This is a genomic window from Streptomyces sp. NPDC044984 (assembly GCF_040646935.1).
Classification (GTDB): Bacteria; Actinomycetota; Actinomycetes; order Streptomycetales; family Streptomycetaceae; genus Streptomyces.
Window position 1 is genome coordinate 34,463 of the sequence record NZ_JBEZBE010000017.1, and the last position, 20,532, is coordinate 54,994.

A 20,532-nucleotide genomic window follows, 5' to 3' on the forward strand; every position below is an offset into this window, starting at 1 on the left:
CGCGCCGAAGGGGACGAGGACCCGCGCATCGGGCATCCTCCGGGAACGGGGCCCGCGCGGGAGCGTGCACCGGAACGGACCGCGGCCGGTGCCCCGATCGGCACGAGGATCACCCGCAGGCAGACCGCACGCGATGCGACCCCGCCGGGTCGAGGAGAGCACGGCCACCGCGCGGCGGCCGAGAAGAGAGTGACGATGACCGACGCACGGGGGAACGCCCGCCCGAACGGCGGGGCGCCCGCCCGGCACACACCCGGCACACCCTGCTGGGTGAGCCTGATGGTGCACGGCCTGGAGGCGACCGAGGAGTTCTACGGGACGTTGTTCGGCTGGGAGTTCCGCCCCGGCCCCCGGCAACTCGGCCCGTACGTGCGTGCCCTGCTCGACGGGCGTGAGGTGGCCGGCATCGGCGTGCTGCCGCCGGACCGTGATCTGCCGGTCGCCTGGACGCCCTACTTCGCCTCGGACGACGTGGACCTGACGGCGGACGTGGTGCGGTCGTGCGGCGGCACCATCGGGGTGGGCCCGCTGGACGCCGCCGGCTCCGGCCGGCTGGTGATCGGCTCCGACCCCTGCGGTGCCGTCTTCGGCGTCTGGCAGGCGGCCGCGAGCCCGGGCACCGCCGTGACCGGTGTGCCCGGCACGCCCGCCTGGCACGAACTGACGACCTTCGAGTCGGCCCGTACCGCCAAGTTCTACGAGACCGTGTTCGGTTACGACGAGGAGCCGGGGATCCCCGCCGACCCCGGCCGCGTCACCCTGTGCCTGGACGGCCGCCCCGTGGCCGGCGTCCACGGCGTGGGCGGCGCCCTCCCCCGGGACCGGGGCCCGCACTGGACGACGTACTTCACGGTGGCCGACGCCGACGACGCGGCGGACCGGGTCCTCCGCCTGGGCGGCCAGGTCCTCGAACCGCCCCGCGACGGCGACCACGGCCGCGTCGCCGCGGTGGCGGACCCGGAGGGGGCGCGGTTCGCGCTGCTGCGGGGCCCGCGCTGACGCGCGGGCCCCTGTCCGCCGGCGGCTGCTTCCGCGCGGCCTACCTGACGACGCGCGCGGCTTACTTGACGACGTACAGCGTCTTCGGCCAGCCGTAGCGCTTGGCCTTGGCGAAGAGGTCCTTGATGTCGGCCGGCTTCAGCTTGATGCAGCCGTTGGAGTAGTAGTCGCGCGTGCCGTCCCAGCGCTCGGACTCGATGGTGCCCTGCTTGCCGTTGGGCTTCATCTCGCTGTGCACGAACAGTTCCGTGCGCTTGGTGCCCTTGCTGCACTTCTTGTCGGACAGCTTGATGACGTAGCCGTTGATGACGCCGTCGAAGTTCGTGCGGTGGAACTCGATCTTGTACTTGCCGTTCTTCGTGTTGGTCCCGGGCAGCCACCCCTTGTTGGTGGCGCACTCGTTCTGGCTGCCGTTGCCGGAGCCGGCGCGGTACTTGGCGACGACCTTGTCCTTGGCGTCGGCGACGCTCTTCATCAGGTAGAGCTTGGAGTTGATCGGGTTGGACGTGTTCTTCTTGAAGTACAGGTAGTAGCTGCTCCCCGCCGCGTGGGCGTCCGGGGCGGTCGCGGTCGTGGTGACGGCCAGACCGCCGACCAGGGCGGTGGTGAGGGCGAGCGGGGCGATCCGGGTGCGCAGACGGTGCGTGGACACGGGACGGCTTCTTCTGTCGTGAACGGGTTCGGTGGCGGCGCCGCGTCCGGTCCACCCCCGTGGGGTCGGAACGCGGCGGCAGTACCGGAGTCTTGGCGGGCGGATCTTGTCCGGCAAGGACTTGAGGTGTCCGGGACAGGGAGAAGACTGTCCGGCCTGGTCAACGGCCTGCCCTGACAGTGCAGTTGAGCTGTCCGATCCGCGCCGGACAAGAGTTGCCTACCGTGACGGGGGTGATGAGAATGACGGCATGGTGGTCTCGGAGGGCGTGGATCCCGCGGATGCGCGGACGGCACGCGAGTACGTCGCTCTGCTGCGGGAGCTCAAGGAGCGCAGCGGACTGACCTACCGTCAACTGGAGCAACGGGCCGCCGAGCGCGACGAGGTGCTGGCGCGCAGCACCCTGGCCGACGTCCTGCGGCGGGACGCGCTGCCGCGCGCGGAGGTGGTCGCGGCGCTGGTCCGGGCGTGCGGCGCCGAGCGGGACGTGGTGGAGTGGCTGGCGGCCAGGGAGCGGCTGGCGGCCGGGGAGGTCCCTGAGGCCGAGGGGACGGAACAGGGACCGGAATCCCCGGGCCGGCCGCCGGAGGCGGCGGGCACCGGTCGCGGCAGGACCGCCCTGACCGCCACGATCGCCTCCCTCGGCACGGTCGCGCTGCTCGCCGTCGGCGCGACGGTGCTGTTCGAGCAGGACGACGGGAAACCCGCCGGCGGTGCGGCGCACGGGGAGGCGACCACGAACCCGGCGGTCGCCCCCGGCCCGGCCGCCGGCTTCTCACGCGTCCGCCCGGCGCGCGCACCCGAGCTGTGCCTGACCGACGGGGACGTCCGCGGGGACGGCACCGACGAGTCCAAGCTGGTCGCGGTGGAGCGGCCCTGCGCGGAGGCCGTTCCGCCGCGCGTGTACCTCCAGCGGGCGGACGACGGCCTGTACCAGATCCAGTTCCACCACCCGGTGCACGGCCCCGGCTGCCTCACCGTCCTGGGCGACGGAGCGTTCAAGGGCACGCTCGAACCCTGGACCGACTGCCGGGCGGGTGGCGACTCCCAGTGGTTCCGCATCGAGCGGGCCGACGGCACGGACGGGTGGCGGCTGCGGTCGGCGCGGGACGGCGCGCTGTGCGTGGGCGTCCGCGGGGGTGCCGGGGAGGTGGGCGCGGCGACCGTGATGGAGCGCTGCGCGGAACGGGGCGGGGACGACCAGGTGTTCCTGATCGGGCGGGAGTGACGGGGACCCGGTTGCCCCCTCGGCCCGCCCCGGGGTGTCAGCGGTGGTCGGCGGTGGCGAAGTCGGGCAGTTCGGTGGAGAGCAGCTCGGCGGCGGCACCGTCGAGGAGCCGGGCCGTCTCCGTGGAGCGGGGAAGCATGGTCTCCTCGTAGGCGCGGACGGCTTCGCCGACGGTGTCGTGGCGGGCGAGGGCGAGGGCGAGTTCGCAGGCGTCCAGCAGGGCGAGGTTGACGCCGACGCCGAGCGGGGGCATCAGGTGGGCGGCGTCGCCGAGCAGGGTCACCGTGGGGTCGTGCTCCCAGGTGTGCGGGACGGGAAGGGCGTGGATCGGGCGGTCGACGTAGGGGCCGTCGTTGTCGGTGATCAGCCGACGCAGGCGGGGTGACCAGTCGCGGTAGCGCTCCAGGAGGTGGGCGCGGATGCCGTCGGTGTCCTGGAGGGAGAGGCCGCTTGCGGTGATCCAGTCGGCCGGGACGCGCTGGATGAGGTAGACGCGGATGTGGTCGCCGCCGTTGCGCTGGGCGAACAGGCCGCGGTCGCCGTCGGCCGCGGCGGCGCTGCCCTGGCCGACGAGTTCGGCGATGTCGGGGTGCCTGGTGGTGACGTCGTGGAACCAGGCCTCCAGGAAGCTCACGCCGCTGTACTGAGGGGTGGCCGGGGAGACGGCCCGGCGGACCTTGGACCAGGCACCGTCGGCGCCGATGACGAGGTCGGCCTCGACGGTGGTGCCGTCGGTGAAGTGCAGTTGCCGGGGGCCTTCGGCGGGGCCGCCGACGGAGCGCAGGGTGTGGTTCCAGCGCACGGTGCCGGGCCGGAGCGAGCCGAGCAGCAGGTCGCGCAGCCGGCCGCGGTCGATCTCCGGCTTGAACCGCTCGTCCGGCTCGGGGACGTGGTGGAAGAGGACCGTGCCGGCCGGGTCCAGCTGGCGCATCTCCTGCCCCTCGGGGCGGGCCAGCCGGAAGAACTCCTCCAGGAGACCGGCTTCGCGCAGGGCGATCTGTCCGTCGTCGGCGTGCAGGTCGAGGGTGCCGCCCTGGTCACGGGCGTCGGGGCCGGCGTCACGATCGTGGACGGTGACGGCGATGCCGTGCCGCTGGAGGATGCGGGCGCAGGTCAGGCCACCGGGACCGGCGCCGATGACGGCGATGCGGGGTGCGGGAGTGGTGTTCATGGTGTGTTCCGTTCGTTCGGTGCGGTCCCACAGAGGGAAGAGCGGCCGGGCAGTGCCTCGCCGCCGCCCCAGAAAAACACACCGACTCAATAAGTGCAACAACTCAACCTTTGAAGTGAGTCAACCGAAGAGATAGGGTGTCGGTATGCCCAGAACGACGACCGACACCGCGACAGGCCCCTCCCCCGCGCCGATGGGGCGCCGCGAACGCAAGAAGGCCGCCACCCGCCGGGCCATCGCCGACGCCGCACTGCGCTTGTTCCTGGAGCACGGGTACGACGCGGTCGGCATCCGCGAGATCGCGGACGCCGCCGACGTGTCCACCACCACCCTGTTCAAGCACTTCCCGGTCAAGGAGGCCCTCGTCTTCGACGAGGACGCCGACCAGGAGACCCACCTGCTCGCGGCCGTCCGCGAACGCCCCGAGGGCCGGTCGATCCCCGCCGCACTGCGGGAACACGCCCTGACCACCCGGCTGGTCTCCGCCGACGGCGACGCCCGCTTCACCGCCTTCGCCGACCTGGTGGCCGGCACCCCCGCACTGCGCGACTACGCCCAGAAGATGTGGCTGCGCCACACCACCGCGCTCGCCCGGGTCATCGCCGAGGAGAGCGGCCTCCCCGCGGACGACCCCGCCTGCACCGCCCTGGCCCACTTCGCCCTCGAAGCCCCTCGTGCGGCCTACTCCCATGACACCCCCCGCGAGGTCGTCGACCGGGCCTTCGACCTCCTGGAACAGGGCTGGGGCGCGCTCGCCCGGAGCGAGGCGTGAGCGAACGCGTCGCGGCGCGACGGCCCGCGATCCGGGCGACCGAGGCAGGCCACGTCCTCATCGACTGAGGCCGGGCATTGCCCTGCCGGCCGTTCGGACCGGTCGGCACTGTCACCCTCAGCCCGTCCCCAGGGCCGTACCGGCTTCGCCGCCCTCCCAGCCGTCAGTGGTGCGCCAGATGACCTCTACCGTGAAGACGTCACGGATGGAGCCGGCGGACCACGGCTCGGCAGGCGGTTCGGAGAGGACGAGATAGAGACGGTCGGCCTTGCTCGGCAGGGCGTGGTCGACTTCCAGAAGACGGGCCGCCCCCGCACGGAGGTCGGAGTGGGACGTCCGGCCGGCGCCGAGGACCTCGTAGAGGTTCAGGCCCGTGCCGGTGACGCAACTGACGTCGACGACCGCGGAGTTCTCGGGCTGTCGGTCCGCGCGCAGGAGCGCCGCCATCAGTTCGAACCGCACGGCTTCGTGCGTCTTGCAGGTGCGGTCGGCGGCGACGGCCGCTTCCAGGTGCTGGAGCAGAGCCGTGGCCGGATCCGCTGTCTGCGAGGTGGTGGTCATGGTGCCGGGCTCCTTCGGCGCGTCCTGCCGGGGCTGCTCGTACGGTTCGGAGGGTTCAGAGGTGTCAGTGGGGCTCTGAGGCTGAGGCTGAGGGTCCGCTTCCTCGGCCGAGGCGGCAAGCCGCTGCCCCAGGACCTCCCGCGCTGTGGACAGGGCCTCCGACCAGCCGCTCTCCGCCAACTCCGACCGGAACACCTCGGGCGTGAACGTGCCCGACTTCAGCGCGTGGTTGGTGCTCACGCTGAGGTTCAGCAGCCGGTTCAAACCCGGCTTGTCGGGGGAACCGAGGACACGCCACACGTCCAGCCAGTCAGGCTGGTTGAGTTTGAGGCAGCGGTTGGCCATGCCCTTGAGCTCCGAGAGGCGGGAGCGGACGTCAGCCGGGACCTCACCCGTCGTCAGTCCGTCGACGACCGCCACCGCGTCGAGGTAGCGCTCCAGCATGGTGGACGAGACGGGCCGACGGCCGAAGTCGTCCGCCGTAAGGAACGTGGCGTTCCCGGAGTGGCGCAGGACCCATGTGTCCAGTTCCGTTCCTACGGCGGGCGGCACAGCACCGTTTCGTACGGCCAGGAAGAGCGGGCGGTCCACGGTGGCATCGACGGGTTCGGCCCGGTACATGCCTCCGCTGAGGGAGACCACCCGTACGCGCAGGTCGGTTCCGACGCGCAGCGTCTCCTCCCCTTCCGTCTCTGTGCCGCGGCGGGGTCCGGTCTCGGCCGGCCGGTGGTCGTCGGCACCCGTCAGCGCCGACGGCAGAGGAGCGGAATGCATGATCGTCAGGCTCTGGGTGCTCCGGGTCAGGGCGATGTAGAGCAGGCGCAGACCGACCGGGTCCCGGCCGGCGACGGCGGACGGTTCGACGACGAGGACGTGGTCGAACTCCATGCCCTTGGCCTGCGAGGCGGGGAGTACGGAGACGGCTCCGCGTTCCTCGGCGGAGATGCCGTCCGTCTCGGCCAGCATGTGTTCGATCTCGGTGGCCCACGCGGAGTCGTCGGGGACGATGACCGCCACGGAACGCAGGCTGCGGCCGTCAGTGGTACCGGTCAGGCGGCGGACATGCGTCAGCGTCTCGGCGATGAGCGTGTCCGGACCGGTTTCCACCACACGGACGGCGTCGGCTCCGGCGTCGCGCACGGCTCGGGGGTAGGGCAGCGCGGGCGCGATCGCACGGGCGAGCGGGGCGGCGAAGTCCATGATCTCGGCCGGCACGCGGTAGCTCGTGTTCAACTCGGCCAGCGTGCAGTCCCCGTGGTCGGACAGGAGCGTGCCCAGACGGTCCCAGTCGTCGTAGGCGTGGGGGCCGGTGGCCTGGGCCAGGTCGCCGAGCACGGTCATGGAACCGTTGACCGCGAGGCGGCGGCGCAGCGAACGGGCCTGCATGGGTGTCAGGTCCTGGGCCTCGTCGATGATGACGTGCCCGTAGTGACGCGGGGTCTCACCGGTGATGAGGTGGCGGAGTTCCTCGAGGCAGACCCGGTCGTCCAGCGTCCACGGTTCCTCGTCGGCCCTGGCCGCGCGGGGGCGGTGCAGGGCCCCCTGCTCGGCCTCGTCGAAGACGCCCTCGGCACAGGTCCGGAGCAGTGGGGGCGAGTCGTAGAGGGTACGGAGGGCTTCCGCCGGGCCCGGGGAGGGCCAGACGCGTTCGACGAGGCGCTCGACCCGCCGGTTGCGCTCCAGGTCACGGCGGATCGTACGGTCGCGGCTGCGGCGGGGGGCGACGGCGACGAGTTCGCGCAGCAGGAGGTCGACGAGCAGGCCGCGGAACCGGTCGCGGCGCTCACGGTAGGACCCGCCGCCCCGCTGCACGGCCTCCAGGGCGGTGAGGATCTCCGAGCGGGCCACCCGCAGGGTCGTGCCGCCCACGGTGACGACGAACGCGGGTTCGTCCCCCTCGTAGGAGGGCGCTGTGACGAGGTCGTCCAGGGCCGCCGGACGGTACTCGCCCTCGACGCGCCTCCGCAGCACGGTGGCCATGCGCTCGTCCGACTTCACCAGCCGGGTACGGGTGCTGTCGGTGCCCCGGACGTCGCCGTCCCACAGGCGGGACAACTGCACGGCGTTGACGTCACGGGTGCCGAGGGTGGGCAGGACCTGGCCGACGTAGTCGAGGAACCGCTGGTGGGGGCCGATGACCAGGATGTCCCGCGCCTTGAAGTGGTCGTTGTTCACCAGCCAGGTCACACGGTGCAGGCCGACCGCGGACTTTCCGGTTCCCGGACCGCCCTGGACGACCAGGATCTCGGAGGGGGTCCCGGTGACGAGGGCCATCTGGTCGCGCCGGATGGTCTCGACGATGTCCCGCATGCGTCCGCTGCGCGAGCGCTGCAGGTCGCGCAGGAGGAAGTCGTCGGGCTGCTGGGGCTTGCGGCGCTGGATGCGGGCGATGTCGCCGGGGGTGGGGGCCGGGCGTCCCGGGGTGTCCCGTCCGGCTTCCTCGCCCCGGGCGGCCGGCCGTCGGGGGGCCGACGGCTGCTCTGCCGTCTCCGGTGCGGTGCGCGGCCGGGGAACGACACCGGTCGGAGCGGGCGCGACAGGGGCGGCGGCCGGGGCGATGTCGTCGGCGTAGTCCTCGACGACCCGCTGGGAGCAGATGAGGCGTCGTCGCAGCACCACCTCCCCCGGCGATTCCGGTGACGCGTCGAACCACTTCTTCGCGAGGCCGTTGGTCCAGTCCACCACCACCTGGTTGTGGTCGTCGTCCCAGACGACTCGGCGCCCGATGTACCAGGTGGTGGTGCCTTCGGCCGGGTCACTGGCGTCGACGCGGCCGATGACCAGGCTCTCGCCGCCGAGCCCTCCGTAGGCCTCGGCCTGTTTCTCGGCCTCCTGCCGGTTGGCGATGCCGTCCTTGCCGGTGGCCGACGCCCTGGCTACGGAATCGCCGCCCAGCCGGGCCAGCCGGGCTTCGTAGCAGTCGTAGGCGAAGTCCACCTTCGTCTGTTCGAAGGCGATGACGTCCGCGTGGACGTGCGCGTGCGCGGGCACGCTCATGGTTTCCTCCCTCACGGTCCCTGGACCGCCTCGGACGCATCGCGCCCGATCCCCTTCACAGGACTATCACGTCGTACGAAGTGCCAGCAGGTCAGGCCCGGTGGTCACCGTTCCCGTGGTACGCGCGTCCGTTCAGCACGTCGGCGCGTCCGCGGGGAGCGGTATCCCGCCGCCCTTCTGCTGCGGGAACTCCACGGCCGTTCCGGACGTGGTGAGTTCCGTGACGAGGGCTCCGACGGCTGCCCGCCAGGTGTGCACCTGGGCGTGGGTCGGGCCGAGTTCGTCGTGGTGGTACTTGCAGGCCGCGCTGAGCCGGTTCCAGAGGGCATGGGCGCGGCGGGCCTGGGCGGGACCGGCGTAGTGGTGGAGGCAGAGCAGTTTCGCGCGCATGCTGCGGAGTCCGCCGAGTCCGGTCTCCTCGGCCGCGAGGGCCGCGTCGACGGCTGCTTCCAGGGCGATGCGGAGGGCGTAGGCCGCGCCGCGGTCGCGGCCCGCCGGGGTCAGCGGGCCGTCGCCGTCCAGGTCCTCGGTGAGGAGGTCGTCGGCGGTCGCGAGGAGGGCGGTGACGGTGTCGGTGCCGGTGCGGGTGGCGGGCATCAGGCGTTCACCTCCGGGGTGCGGATGCGGGCGGCGAGGGCCTCGACCCTCCGGACGAAGGCGACCGGGTCCTGCGGGAGGAAGCCGCCGGGGTGGGCGCCCTGCTGGCACTGGTGGATGAGGGTCGTGCACTCGTTGCCGTAGAGGGCGCGGAGGCGGTCGCGGACCTCCTCGTCGGGGTGGACGAGGCCGTCGTCGAAGAGGGCGAGGGACGCGAGGGGGACGAGCCGTTCGGTCGCGTCGATGGCGTACTGGAGGCGGTCGGCGGGGAGGCCGGTGCGGTTCCGGCGGAGCCAGGCCGCCTCGACGATCGCCGTCGCCAGGGCCTCGCGACACAGGGACGGCAGGACGTGGCGCAGGGCCGTCTCGGAGCAGTTCTCGGTCCGGGCGAGGGCCATGGCGTTGTCGACGGCCTCCTTGACCGGGTCGGTGTCGCAGGTGACGTGCACCTTGGACTTCTCGCCGCGCTCCACCCTGAGCACGGTCACGGGCAGGCCCTGGCTGCGGAAGGCGTGCGGGAGGCGGGTGTCGTGGGTGAAGACGACGACCTGCCGGTCACGGCCGAGTTCGTCGAGCACCTGGGCCAGGCCGTCGACCTTCGCCGGGTCCATGGACTGCACGGGGTCGTCGATGACGACGAAGCCGAAGGGGCTGTCGGCCGTGGCGGTACGGGGCAGGAACAGGGAGAGGGCGAGCGAGTGCAGTTCACCCTGGCTCATGACGCCGAGGGCGGAGGCCTCGGTGTCGTCGACGGTGACGTCCATGACCAGCTTGCGGACGGTCGCCTTCTCGCTGCCGTGCAGGCCGACGTGGGTCAGGTCGACGCTGCTCTGTTGGCGCAGCTTCTCCCAGATCCGCTGAGTGTGGCCGGCGAAGGCGTCGACGCGCAGGTCGCGGATCTCGGTCGTGAGCTTCTTGATCCAGTTGAGGGCGGCACTGACCTCCGTCCGGCGGGGCTTGGCGGTCTCGGCTTCCCGGGAGAGGTTCATCCACTCGGCGAGGAGGCCGACGACGGCGTGCCAGCGTTCGTCCATGGCCGCCAGTTCCTCGCGCGCCGCCCCGGCCACGATCGCGCACGCGTCCGTCAGCGTCACCGCCGCCTTCAGCGCGCGCTCGGCGAGTTCGACGGGGTCGGTGATCCGCCGGCAGTCGCTCCAGGCCTGCCACGGTTCGGCGAGCGCGGCCGGGATCTCCCGGGGCGGGACGACCAGGTCGTGCAGGGCGCGGGTCGCGGTCCGCAGGCGGGCCTCGGCCTCGCGTACGGCCTCGGCCTCGCGCAGGAGGGCGGCGATCTGCGCCTCGGCGCGCGCGGCCCACTCCCGGTCCAGGGCCTGTTCCGTGCCGCAGACCGGGCAGGCCGTGTCGTCGGCGTGGCGGTCGCTGTGGCCGAGGGCCGCCCGGAGCAGTTCGGCCCTGCTGTGGGCGTCGGCGGCCGCGGTGCCCTTTAGGTCGTCGACGGCGGCGACGGCGTTCCGCAGCGCGTCAACGGCGGCGCCGACCCGGTGCAGGTCGGGGCTCTCGGTCTCGGCGGCGGCCTCCAGCCGTGCCTCCCGCAGCCGGCCCTCGTCGGCCGTGGGCGCGCCGGCGATCAGGGCGTCGAGCACGGCGTGGTCGGGTCCGCCCTTCTCCTCCATCGCCACCAGCGCCTTGAGCGCCCGGTCGTCGTGCCCGGCCTCCTCCAGGGCCGCGTGCAGGAGCGGCTTCCTGTCCTTCGCGGCGCTGACGACGGCGTCGAGTTCCTTCTTCGCGGCCGTCAGCCGCCGCGCGGCGGCGTTGAGGGCGTCGAGGCCGAGGATCGCGGCGATGTTGTCGTACATCTCGGACGGCTTGCCGTTGATCAGGTTGTCCAGGTCGGCGTAGGACAGGAAGGGGCGGTGGGCGCGGGTCGCCCGCTCCCAGCCGGTCTGCTCCAGCGGCACGGTGCCGTGTCCCGGCCGCCTGAGCACGGCCTCGGAGTCGGTGAAGGCGTCACCGGTCCAGGAGCGGGTGAGGGTGCTCGGCGACGGGTCGCCCTCGACGGTCAACTTGGCCTCGACGACGGTCCGTTCGCCCTGGTGCAGGTTGCGCCAGCGGACGGCGTGGCTGGGGTGCTGGCCTGCGCAGTGGGCGTTGGTGCCGGTGAACAGGGTCTCGATCGCCTCGGCGAGGCTCGACTTGCCGGAGCCGTTGCGTCCGACGACGAGGGTGACGCCGGGCTTGGGCTTCAGCTTGAGCAGTGCCTTGGAACCGACGCCGCGGAAGCCGGTGACCGCGATGTTCCCCAGGTAGACGGGGCCCGCGGAGGGCCGGGGGCTGCCTTCGGTGTTCTCTGAGTCGCCGAACGCCTCGCGGACGAGGGCCTTCGCCGGGGCGGACAGCTTGCGGTCGCCGGCCAGGCGGGCCTCGACGAGTTCGGGCAGGGGCAGGGCGTTGTCGGGGGTCCGGTCCGTCGCGTCGTCCATGGTGTCTCCCGTGATTTCCGTACTGAGGTGGAAAGGGGCGAGCACCGACAGGCACCGGGGGCGGCCGAACCGTTGGGGTACCTGTCGACGGACGGAACCGTAGGCACAGGCGGGAGCAGTGTGGCCTCTCCTTTCTGATAACGGTGGTTATCAAGGCAGTTGATGACCGCAGAGTGATCATTCGAGGCGGGGAGGGTGCCGGTTCGCCCGCCTCGATGATCAGTTGCTTCGCCCTCTCGCCTCACCAATCCGCCTGTCCAACCCGGCGTCCGGCGCGGCCTGCTCGCGCACACCGGGGTCACAGCCGTTCCACTCCCGCAGAGCGGCGCGTACCTGCTCGTACTCCGCCCAGACGGTCTTGCCCGGACCGTCCGGGCGCGGGTGCCAGTCCCAGCGGGTCGCGAGCTGCGAGACGAGGAGCAGTCCGCGGCCGGTCTCGTCGGTGCCGTCGGCCTCCTCCGGAGCGGTGGGGCGGTGGGGGTGGCGTTCGGTGCGGGTGTCGGTGACCTCGACGCGTACGGTGCGGCCGTCGGGGGTGGCGTGGAGGTGGAGGTGGAAGTCCCGGCCGGGGACGTGGCCGTGGCTCACGGCGTTCGCGGTGAGCTCGGCGACGATCAGCACGATCGCGTCGTGCGGGTCGGTGCCGTACGGGATGCCCCACGCGTCCAGCCGGACGGCCGCGAGACGACGGGCGAGACGGGCGCCGCGCGGTGTGGAGGTGAAGCGCATCTCGAAGGCGGGGCCCGGTGGCGAGGGTGCCTTCAAGGAGGTGTGGGGAGTGGCGGGTTGGGTGGTGTCGGTGGGATTGATGGGTTTCGTCGTCAAGCCCCTCACGCTCCCGTCGGTCGCGTAGCGTGACCAGTGGTGACGCAGCGACAGGGGACGGCTGTACCCGTGTTGTACGCGCGTGTCGGAGCTGCGCGCCGTGACGGCGTCCCTTGCGGGGGCGTTGAGCGAGAGAAGGCGGTGGTGGACATGGCGGAGCGCGCGGGTGCGGAGGCCGGGGCCGAGGCGGTTCCCGGGGAGCGTGAGAACGGCGACGGCGGCGGTGCGAGTGCGGCGGTCGTGAGTCTCGGGGACGGGTGGGAGAGCGACGACGGTGCCGGGCGGCGGCCGGAGGACGAGGCCGGGCGGGGTGTCGTGGTCGCGTTCGGGCAGACCATGAAGACGCTGCGGGTGCGGGAAGGGCTGGAGCGCGAGGAGTTCGGTCGGCGGCTCGGGTACTCGGCGTCCACCATCGCGTCGTTCGAGCAGGGGCGGAGGATTCCGACGCCGAGGACGATCGAGCGGGCGGACGAGGTGCTGGGGGCGGGCGGGTTGCTGTGCCTGTGGAAGGAGCAGGTGGAGCGGGCTCAGTATCCGGTCCGATTCCGGGGGATGGCAGGGCTGGAGAAGGAGTGCATCGAGCTGTTGATGTACGACGCGCTCATCGTCAACGGCCTTCTCCAGACCGAGGACTATATGCGGGCGCTGCTTGGCATGCGGCGTCCGCCCCTGACGCAGGAAACCATCGATCAACGGGTAACCGCTCGGCTGGCCAGGCAGGACATCTTCGACCGGCAACCCGCTCCGCTACTGGGCTTCGTCATGACTGAGGCAGTGCTGCGGCAGCGCTACGGCGGCGCAGGCGTACTACGCGGCCAGTTGGAGCACCTCCTTCTGCTGGGGCAGAAGCGAAACGTCGAGATCCAGGTCATGCCACTCAACTGCGAAGAGAACGCAGGCGTGAACGGGCCGTTCACAGTCGTGACTCGGAAGGACGGCAAGAAATTCGTCTACTCCGAGGCCCACGCCACCAGCACACTCGAAGCGGACACGGAACACACGGTTCTCGCCGCCGCACGCTATGGGATCATCCGATCACAGGCCCTCAGACCGCGAGAGTCTGCGCAGTTCATCGAGAGGTTGCTGGGAGAGCTATGAACACCGCCGAGTCCACACTCATCTGGTTCAAGAGCAGCTACAGCGACACCGAAGGCGGCCAGTGCGTAGAGGTCGCTCCCGCCTCGGCAGTTGTGCACGTCCGGGACTCGAAGGCTAAGGCCGGCCCCATGCTCACGGTCTCGCGGGAGGCGTGGGCGGGTTTCGTCGGGCTGGCCTCGTCGGAGCAGCGCGTCTGACGCTCGTACAGTCGTGAGGGCCCTGCCGACCTGGATCTCGGTCGGCAGGGCCCTCGACACCTACTGGGTACCAAGCCAGCTTTCGAACAACATGAGGTGCTCGCCTACGGCTCCCAGCGAAGAAGGACTCTTCTCGTACTGCTCCGAGAGCGCCACTTCATAGACCTTGTACGCCGGTTCCGCCTCCTTGCCGGCAGCGTCCATGGCCGCGAGCGCCTTGAGCGCTTCCTGGATGTTCCCGTTCTCGGTGCTGGTCACGAGCTCAGGGCAGAGTTCCTCGGCGATGTACTCGCACAGTTTCATGAGATGCCGCCCCGCGCGGGTCGCCCGGTCCTGGACGGCCTCCGTGCGCGCTTCGTGAAGGGCGTCCTCCAGGTCGGCCTCGTCACCTTCGTCGCACCAGATCTGCCGGAGTGACGCCTCTCGTTCCTCAAGTTCCTTCTGGGAGTCACGCAGCAGTTCTTCCCGGGTGAGGATGGGGTGCGCCGCCTCTTCGGCAGGCAACTCGGGCAACGACTCGATCGCCGCCGGATCCGGGGGCGTGTCGCCGTCTCGGAGTGCTCGGAGCAGGAGGACCTGGCGAAGTACGGGCAGTAGCCGGTCGGCGTCGGTGGCCCCGCGGATCTCGTACGCCACGCGCTCCACAGCCGAGTAGTCACAGTCCGCGATGTACCCGTCCAGCTCCCAGCTGAGCTCGGAGAGGGCGGAAGAGACGTGCCGGATCTCGTCGAGCTGCTCCTCGCAGGCGTCCCACACGCTGTTGGCGATGCGGTGCGCCTCCTCCGCCTCACGCACCTGCCGCTCCAGCTTGGCAACCAGCTCGGATAACTCACTCACAGTAACCCCCTGGGTTGAGACGGTTCGTTGGACCACGTCAGTCGTTCGGCACACCGTTCACGGACCACTCGTTGGCGAAGTGCTCCATCTGGCGGAGGACCAGGTCGATGGCGTCCTTCTGCTGGTCCGGCGGGTAGTTGTTGCGGGCCAGGAGGCGCTTGATGGTGCTGCGCAGGCGGGCGCGGACGGACTCGCGGGCGATCCAGTCGGGCTTGAGCTGGCGGCGGACCTCGGCGACCAGTTCGCGGGCGATGCCCGCCAGGACCTCGTCGCCCATGAGCGAGCGGGCCGTGCCGTGGTCGGCGACGGCGTCGTAGAAGGCGAGTTCGCGCCAGTTCAGGGGCGGGTCGAACTTCTCGCCCCGGTTGGCGTCGGCCATGACGTCCTTGGCCATCTCCACCAGCTTGGCGATGAGTTCGGCGCTGGTGTACTGCTGGCGCATGTAGCGCACCATCAGATCCTGGAGGCGTTCGGAGAACGTGGTCTGCCGGACGATGTTGTGCCGGGTGACCTCGCGCATCTTCCGCTCGACGAGCCGCCGCAGCGCCTCGGCCGCCAGGTGCGGGGTGTCGCTCTGCTGGAGCTGGGCGACGAGCGCGTCGGTGAGGTGGGTGAGGTCGGCGGTCTCCAGTCCGGCCTCGGCGAAGAGGTCCGTCACTCCGCCCGTCTCCACGACGGACGACGTGAGCTGGGAGAGGTACAGCTCGACGTCGCGGGCCACGGGGAGGCCGCGTGCCTCGCGCTCCATGGCGTCCAGCTTGGCCATGTAGGCGCGGACCTCGACGAAGAACTGGATGTGCCGCTTCCAGGCCGGCGTGTCCGCGAACCGCTCCCCCACCTCCTTCGAGCTGCCCGCCAGCGCCCAGAAGCGCTCCAGCCGGTAGGCGTGGTCGCGGAAGCGGCGGCCCAGGGTCTGGCGCGGGTCGTCGAGCAGGTCGGGGTCGTTGCCCTTGGTGCGGGGGTCGCGCAGGTGGTTGGCGGTCTTCAGGGCCGCGTCGACGAAGGCGCGAGGGCCGGGGCGGTCGAGCAGGGGTTCCCACGCGAAGCCGCGGAGGATGCCGGTGAGGATGTCGTACTCGTTGCGCAGCTCGTCCAGTGCGCGCTCGACGTCCTGGCCGAGGGTGCGGTCGCGCTGGTCGGCCTCGGTGTACTCGGCGATGGCCCGCTGGAGGTTCTCCGTCAGCGGGGCGTAGCCGACGAGGAGGCCGTCCTCCTTGCCGCGGAAGCGGCGGTTGACGCGGGCCAGGGCCTGCATCAGGTTGGCGCCCTTGAGCGGCCGGTCCAGGTACATGGTGTGGATCGGCGGGGCGTCGAAGCCGGTCAGCAGCATGTTGTTGACGATGAGCAGTTCCAGCTCGTCGTCGGGGTCCTTGGCCCGGTTGATGACCGTCTTGCGGCGGCTGTCGGTCAGGGCGTGGGCGAGCAGGGCGTCCGAGTCCTTGCGGGAGTTCGAGGAGAAGACGATCTTCATCGTGCCCTTCTCGAACTCGTCGCTGTGCCACTCGGGGCGCAGTTCGCGCAGTGCGTCGTAGACGCGGACGCAGATCTCGCGGGTCGCGCACACCACCATCGCCTTGCCGGGCGCCCCGCCCGACTCGGAGGCGCCGACGAACGGCTTCATCCGCTCCCGGCGGGCCTCCCAGTGCTCCACCAGGTCGGCCGCGAGGTCGCGTATGCGGGCCGGTGCGCCGTACATGGCGTTCATCGTCGCCACGGCCTGTTCGACGCGGCGGCGCTCGGTGTCGTCGAGGCCGTCGGTGATCCGGTCGGCCTCCTCGTCGATGGTGGTCGGGTCGACGTCGCGGTCCAGGACGAGCTGGATCACGCGGCTCTCGTGGTAGACCTTCACGGTCGCGCCGTCGTCGGCGGCCCGCTTGAGGTCGTAGACGTCGATGTAGTCGCCGAACACCTCGCGGGTGTTGCGGTCGGCCTCCGAGATCGGGGTGCCGGTGAAGGCGAGCAGCGTGGCGTGCGGGAGCGCGTCGCGCAGGTGGCGGGCGAGGCCGTTGAGGTCGTCGTAGTGGCTGCGGTGGGCCTCGTCGACGATCACGACGATGTTCCGGCGGTCGGAGAGCATCGGGTGGTCGGTGCCCGACTCCCGCTCCTCCTTGGTCTTGCCGAACTTCTGGAGCGTGGTGAAGAGGATCCCTCCCGTCCTCTTCGCCGCGAGCTCCTCCCGGAGTTCGGCGCGGGTGACGACCTGCTTCGGCGTCTCCGGGAGGATCTCGCTCTCCTGGAACGTCGAGTAGAGCTGGTCGTCGAGGTCCGTGCGGTCGGTGACGACCACGACGGTGGGGTTCAGCAGGGCCGGGTCCCGCATCACCATGGTCGTGGTGAGGACCATCTCCTCCGACTTGCCGGAGCCCTGGGTGTGCCAGACGACGCCGGCTTTGCCGTCGCTCGCCGAGGCCGTGCGGACGGCGTCGGCGGCGCGGGTGACCGCGTGGTATTGGTGCGGCTTCGCGATGCGCTTCATCCGCTTGGACGGGACGAAGTTGATGAAGGACTGGATCAGTTCGAGGAAGCGGGACTGGGTGAACAGGCCGTGCAGCGCCAGGTTCTGCCCCGACTCCGAGAACCCGTCGGCGGTCAGCGGGTCGACGCGGGCGCCGAACTCGTCCGTGTTCCAGGGGGCGAAGTGCTCGTACGGCGTGAACGGGGTGCCGTACTTCGCGGTGATGCCGTCGGAGAGCAGGACGACCGCGTTGTAGCGGAAGGCGGTCGGGAACTCCTGCACGTACCGCGCCACCTGGGCGTGGGCCGTCTGGAGCGTCGCGTCCTCGTCGCCGGCGCGCTTCAGCTCGATGGCGGCGAGGGGCAGGCCGTTGACGTAGAGGATGACGTCGAAGCGGCGGTTCCTGTCGCCGTCGATCACGGTGACCTGGTTGAGAGCGCGGTAGGTGTTGGCGTCCGGGTCGGCCAGGTCGAGGAGGCGGATGGTGGGGTTGTGCTCGGCGCCGTGGGAGTCGGTGTAGGTGACGGACCGGATGCCGGTGGTGAGGTGGCGGTGGGCGGCCCGGTTCTCCTCGTAGGTGTCCTGGGAGCCGGGGGTGGCGGCGGTCGCCACGGCCTCGCGGACGGCGTCCGGGGGGAGGTCCGGGTTCAGCCGCTCGATCGCCTCCTGGAGGTCCGGGTAGAGGATCAGGTCGTCCCAGGACTTCCGGTGGTCGGAACCGGGCGCGAACGCGTTACCGGAGGCCGGCTGCCAGGCCAACTCGGCCAGCTCGTCGAGGGCGAGCAGCTCCCAGTCGGCTTCGGTGGGGCGGCGGTGGGTTCTGTCGGCGGGCTCGTTTCCGCCGTGGGGCGCTGCTGTCATGTGGCGTCCTCGACAATCTTCTCGGCGTCCTTGACGCGGATGCGGCCGGACATGAGTTGGGGGAGGAGGGTGTCGCGGAGGGCGGCGAGGGCGTGATTTTCTTTGGCGGCGTGGGCAGCAGCAGCATGGAGTGGCCCGACCTTCTGGGAAAACGCCGCCACCTCCGTCGCGTGTGGCAATCGGATTCGCATGGCCTTGAAGTTCTTCCGGCTGAGCTCCAGGAAGGTGGAGCCGTTGGACAGACTGACCATCTCGTCCACGCGGGAACGCATCTCGTGCAAGAGCCACCAGCGCATCTCGTCGGTCGGAGGCAGCACCACAATGAACCCCTGGTTCACGGCAGCAGGTACCTGCGGCAGTGCGAAAGCGCCGATAGTAGCGCGCGAAGTCATAAAGATCGATTGCGCGGGGTAGAGCTGGGACGCACAATTTTCGAGACCAATCTCCGTGATCTTTCGGCTCGTCTCGAAGAGATACGGGGACGCAAGGGCCGTCACGTCAGAGGGTGTAGTCCAACAAACGTCCCCGCCCCAGTACTCGTCCACCTTCGTGCTCGGAGTTCCCCCGCCAACGACCGTAGCGACAGAGCCGAAGGTTTCCTCACCGAACTGAAGACCATTAACCGCCCGGAGGAACTGCGTATCAGCCAGGCCGATAGCAGTAGCCGCGATGCGCTCGTTGACGGCGATCTTGTCATCCAGCACACCGAGCACTGTGGCGATCCTAGCCTGTTCCCGAAGAGGCGGAATGCGGCATTCTACGTCTTCGATACGCCCCGGAGATGTGTGGAGAATCTTAGTTCCCGACGCTGTACTGAAGAGCTGGCGGTTGACCTCAGCAGTCAAGAATAGGTAGTAGGCAAATCTCTTGTGAAGGCGGTCTGCGACAACCTCGACGCGACCGATTCGCTGATTATGCAGATATGTCATCCCATCATTCGGGATGATTCCAGGAATGCCAAGAATTTCCCCTCCCGATGTCTGACAGGTCATGACAACCAAAAGATCACCCGGCGTGAGATTAAACTCTTTGGGGTACTCTCCGCGAAATTCACGCACACGCGTGGACTCAAAACGAAACCCACCCGTATAGTTGAAGTTTCCAATGCTGACGACAATGGGGCGACCACTCAGATCGTCGGTCATTCCATCACCAGAGAAGGCGAAGCCGTGGTGCACCTTCAAGACATCGCCGAGTTTGATGCTCACCCATTCACGCACTGAGGCTCCCAAGTTGCTCACGCACCGTCTTCTCCAGCTCCGCCGACTTGTCGAACAGCTCGTACAACTCCTCCGTCAGCTTGATGATCCGCTCGGCGACAGCCTCCGCGTCCTCCTCCTCCGCCTCGACCGCTCCCACATACCGCCCCGGCGTCAGCACGTACCCGTGCTCCCGGACCTTCTCCAGGTCCGCCGAATAGCAGAAGCCCGGTACGTCCTCGTAGGTCAGCCCTGACTCACGCGCTGACTTCGTACCGCGCCACGCGTGGTAGGTGTCGGCGATCTTCTTGAGGTCGACATCCGAGAAGACTCGCTCCGTGCGATCGACCATCTCACCCATCGCGCGGGCGTCGATGAAGAGGATCTCTCCCCGCCGGTCGTCCAACCGCCGTACACCCTGCGGGGACTTGTCCCTGGACAGGAACCACAGGCAGGCCGGGATCTGGGTCGTGCGGAAGAGCTGCGAGGGCAGCGCCACCATGCACGCCACCAGGTCGGCCTCGATCAGGGCCTGCCTGATCTCGCCCTCTCCGCTGGACTGCGAGCTCATCGAGCCGTTGGCCAGGACGATGCCAGCCGTGCCCTTCTCCCCCAGCTTGGAGATCATGTGCTGAAGCCACGCATAGTTGGCGTTGTTCTTCGGCGGAACCCCGTACTTCCACCTCGGGTCCGTCTCGTCCCTCGCCCAGTCCTTGATGTTGAAGGGCGGGTTGGCCATGACGAAGTCGGCTTTGAGGTCCGGGTGCTTGTCGTCGGCGAAGGTGTCGCCCCAGCGGGAGGCGAGGTTGCCGTCGATGCCGTGGATGGCGAGGTTCATCTTGGCCAGGCGCCAGGTGCGCTCGTTGAGCTCCTGGCCGTAGACGGAGATGTCGGTCTTGTGGCCGCGTCCCCGGTGCGCCTCGATGAACTTGGCGGCCTGCACGAACATGCCGCCCGAGCCGCACGCCGGGTCGTACACCCGCCCCTCGTACGGCTCCAGGATCTCCACGATCAGTCGGACGACGGAGCTCGGCGTGTAGAACTCGCCGCCCCGCTTACCCTCCGCCCGCGCGAAGTTGCCGAGGAAGTACTCGTACACCTCACCCAGCAGATCCTGCGCCGGCTTGTCCCCACTGCCACCGAAGCGGGCGTCGCTGATGAGGTCGACGAGTTCAGCAAGGCGCTTCTGATCGACGCGGTCCTGGTTGAAGATCTTGGGGAGGACACCGGTGAGGGAAGCGTTCTCCCGCATGATGGCGTCCATCGCCTCGTCCAGGAGCTTGCCGACGCCCTGGGCCTTGGCGTTCGCGGCGATCCAGGACCAGCGGGCGGTCTCCGGGACCCAGAAGACGTGCGCGCCGGTGTACTCGTCGCGGTCCTCCAGGAAGTCGCCGATCTGGTCTTCGGAGATGCCGTCCTCGGCGAGTTCCTTGGCCAGCTCGGTGCGGCGCTCCTCGAAGGCGTCCGACACGTACTTCAGGAAGATCAGGCCGAGCACGAACTCCTTGTACTGGGCGGCGTCGATGGAGCCGCGGAGCTTGTCGGCCGCCTTCCAGAGGATGTCCTGGATCTCCTTGGCGGTGGAGGCGCTGAACAGCTCCGCCTGATCGGCGGGCTTTCCTTTACTTGCAGCCATCGGGTG

General features: G+C 70.1%; 15 protein-coding genes. 5 read left to right on the forward strand and 10 right to left on the reverse strand.

What is annotated here, in order from left to right; translation table 11 throughout:
• Positions 1–195 precede the first annotated feature (195 nt).
• On the forward strand, positions 196–999 hold the full coding sequence (locus AB0A94_RS19795) for a VOC family protein (RefSeq protein WP_361746135.1): 804 nt from the start codon (positions 196–198) through the stop codon (positions 997–999).
• Between the two features lie 61 nt (positions 1,000–1,060).
• Here the strand turns inward: AB0A94_RS19795 and AB0A94_RS19800 are convergent, their stop codons facing one another.
• A complete protein-coding gene (locus tag AB0A94_RS19800) occupies positions 1,061–1,651 on the reverse strand; it encodes a L,D-transpeptidase family protein (RefSeq protein WP_361745941.1) in 591 nt (196 codons plus the stop codon).
• A 250-nt stretch (positions 1,652–1,901) separates the two neighbouring features.
• Here AB0A94_RS19800 and AB0A94_RS19805 point away from each other — a divergent pair, with 250 nt between their 5' ends.
• A complete protein-coding gene (locus AB0A94_RS19805) occupies positions 1,902–2,879 on the forward strand; it encodes an XRE family transcriptional regulator (RefSeq protein WP_361745943.1) in 978 nt (325 codons plus the stop codon).
• 37 nt (positions 2,880–2,916) lie between these two features.
• Here AB0A94_RS19805 and AB0A94_RS19810 read toward each other — a convergent pair whose 3' ends face one another.
• On the reverse strand, positions 2,917–4,050 hold the full coding sequence (locus tag AB0A94_RS19810; protein ID WP_361745945.1) for an NAD(P)/FAD-dependent oxidoreductase: 1,134 nt from the start codon (positions 4,048–4,050) through the stop codon (positions 2,917–2,919).
• Positions 4,051–4,195: 145 nt separating this feature from the next.
• Between AB0A94_RS19810 and AB0A94_RS19815 the strand changes: the two genes are divergently transcribed.
• Positions 4,196–4,822 (forward strand): TetR family transcriptional regulator, encoded by a 627-nt coding sequence (locus AB0A94_RS19815; protein WP_361745947.1) that lies wholly within the window; start codon positions 4,196–4,198, stop codon positions 4,820–4,822.
• A 117-nt stretch (positions 4,823–4,939) separates the two neighbouring features.
• On the opposite strand, the gene AB0A94_RS19820 is transcribed toward AB0A94_RS19815, so the two are convergent.
• From AB0A94_RS19820 to AB0A94_RS19835, 4 genes are all read right to left on the reverse strand, one after another.
• The gene (locus AB0A94_RS19820; protein WP_361745949.1) at positions 4,940–8,380 is read right to left on the reverse strand and encodes an ATP-binding domain-containing protein; all 3,441 of its coding nucleotides are present in this window, start codon (positions 8,378–8,380) and stop codon (positions 4,940–4,942) included.
• 132 nt (positions 8,381–8,512) lie between these two features.
• Positions 8,513–8,977 (reverse strand): hypothetical protein, encoded by a 465-nt coding sequence (locus tag AB0A94_RS19825; RefSeq protein WP_361745951.1) that lies wholly within the window; start codon positions 8,975–8,977, stop codon positions 8,513–8,515.
• A complete protein-coding gene (locus AB0A94_RS19830) occupies positions 8,977–11,418 on the reverse strand; it encodes an AAA family ATPase (protein WP_361745953.1) in 2,442 nt (813 codons plus the stop codon). The genes AB0A94_RS19825 and AB0A94_RS19830 overlap by 1 nt, the downstream gene beginning before the upstream one ends.
• Before the next feature lie 219 nt (positions 11,419–11,637).
• Positions 11,638–12,243, reverse strand: coding sequence for an ATP-binding protein (locus tag AB0A94_RS19835; protein WP_361745955.1), 606 nt, complete (start codon positions 12,241–12,243; stop codon positions 11,638–11,640).
• Positions 12,244–12,393: 150 nt separating this feature from the next.
• Here AB0A94_RS19835 and AB0A94_RS19840 point away from each other — a divergent pair, with 150 nt between their 5' ends.
• Positions 12,394–13,341: a helix-turn-helix transcriptional regulator gene (locus AB0A94_RS19840; RefSeq protein ID WP_361746137.1), complete on the forward strand. Its 948-nt coding sequence runs from the start codon at positions 12,394–12,396 to the stop codon at positions 13,339–13,341.
• A complete protein-coding gene (locus AB0A94_RS19845) occupies positions 13,338–13,538 on the forward strand; it encodes a DUF397 domain-containing protein (protein WP_361745957.1) in 201 nt (66 codons plus the stop codon). The genes AB0A94_RS19840 and AB0A94_RS19845 overlap by 4 nt, the downstream gene beginning before the upstream one ends.
• 60 nt (positions 13,539–13,598) lie before the next feature.
• On the opposite strand, the gene AB0A94_RS19850 is transcribed toward AB0A94_RS19845, so the two are convergent.
• From AB0A94_RS19850 to AB0A94_RS19865, 4 genes are all read right to left on the reverse strand, one after another.
• Positions 13,599–14,333, reverse strand: coding sequence for a hypothetical protein (locus AB0A94_RS19850; protein ID WP_361745959.1), 735 nt, complete (start codon positions 14,331–14,333; stop codon positions 13,599–13,601).
• Between the two features lie 79 nt (positions 14,334–14,412).
• Positions 14,413–17,691, reverse strand: coding sequence for a type I restriction endonuclease subunit R (locus AB0A94_RS19855; protein ID WP_361745960.1), 3,279 nt, complete (start codon positions 17,689–17,691; stop codon positions 14,413–14,415).
• Positions 17,688–18,899, reverse strand: coding sequence for a restriction endonuclease subunit S (locus AB0A94_RS19860; RefSeq protein ID WP_361745962.1), 1,212 nt, complete (start codon positions 18,897–18,899; stop codon positions 17,688–17,690). The genes AB0A94_RS19855 and AB0A94_RS19860 overlap by 4 nt, the downstream gene beginning before the upstream one ends.
• A 4-nt stretch (positions 18,900–18,903) precedes the next feature.
• A complete protein-coding gene (locus AB0A94_RS19865; protein ID WP_361745964.1) occupies positions 18,904–20,526 on the reverse strand; it encodes a class I SAM-dependent DNA methyltransferase in 1,623 nt (540 codons plus the stop codon).
• Positions 20,527–20,532: the final 6 nt, after the last annotated feature.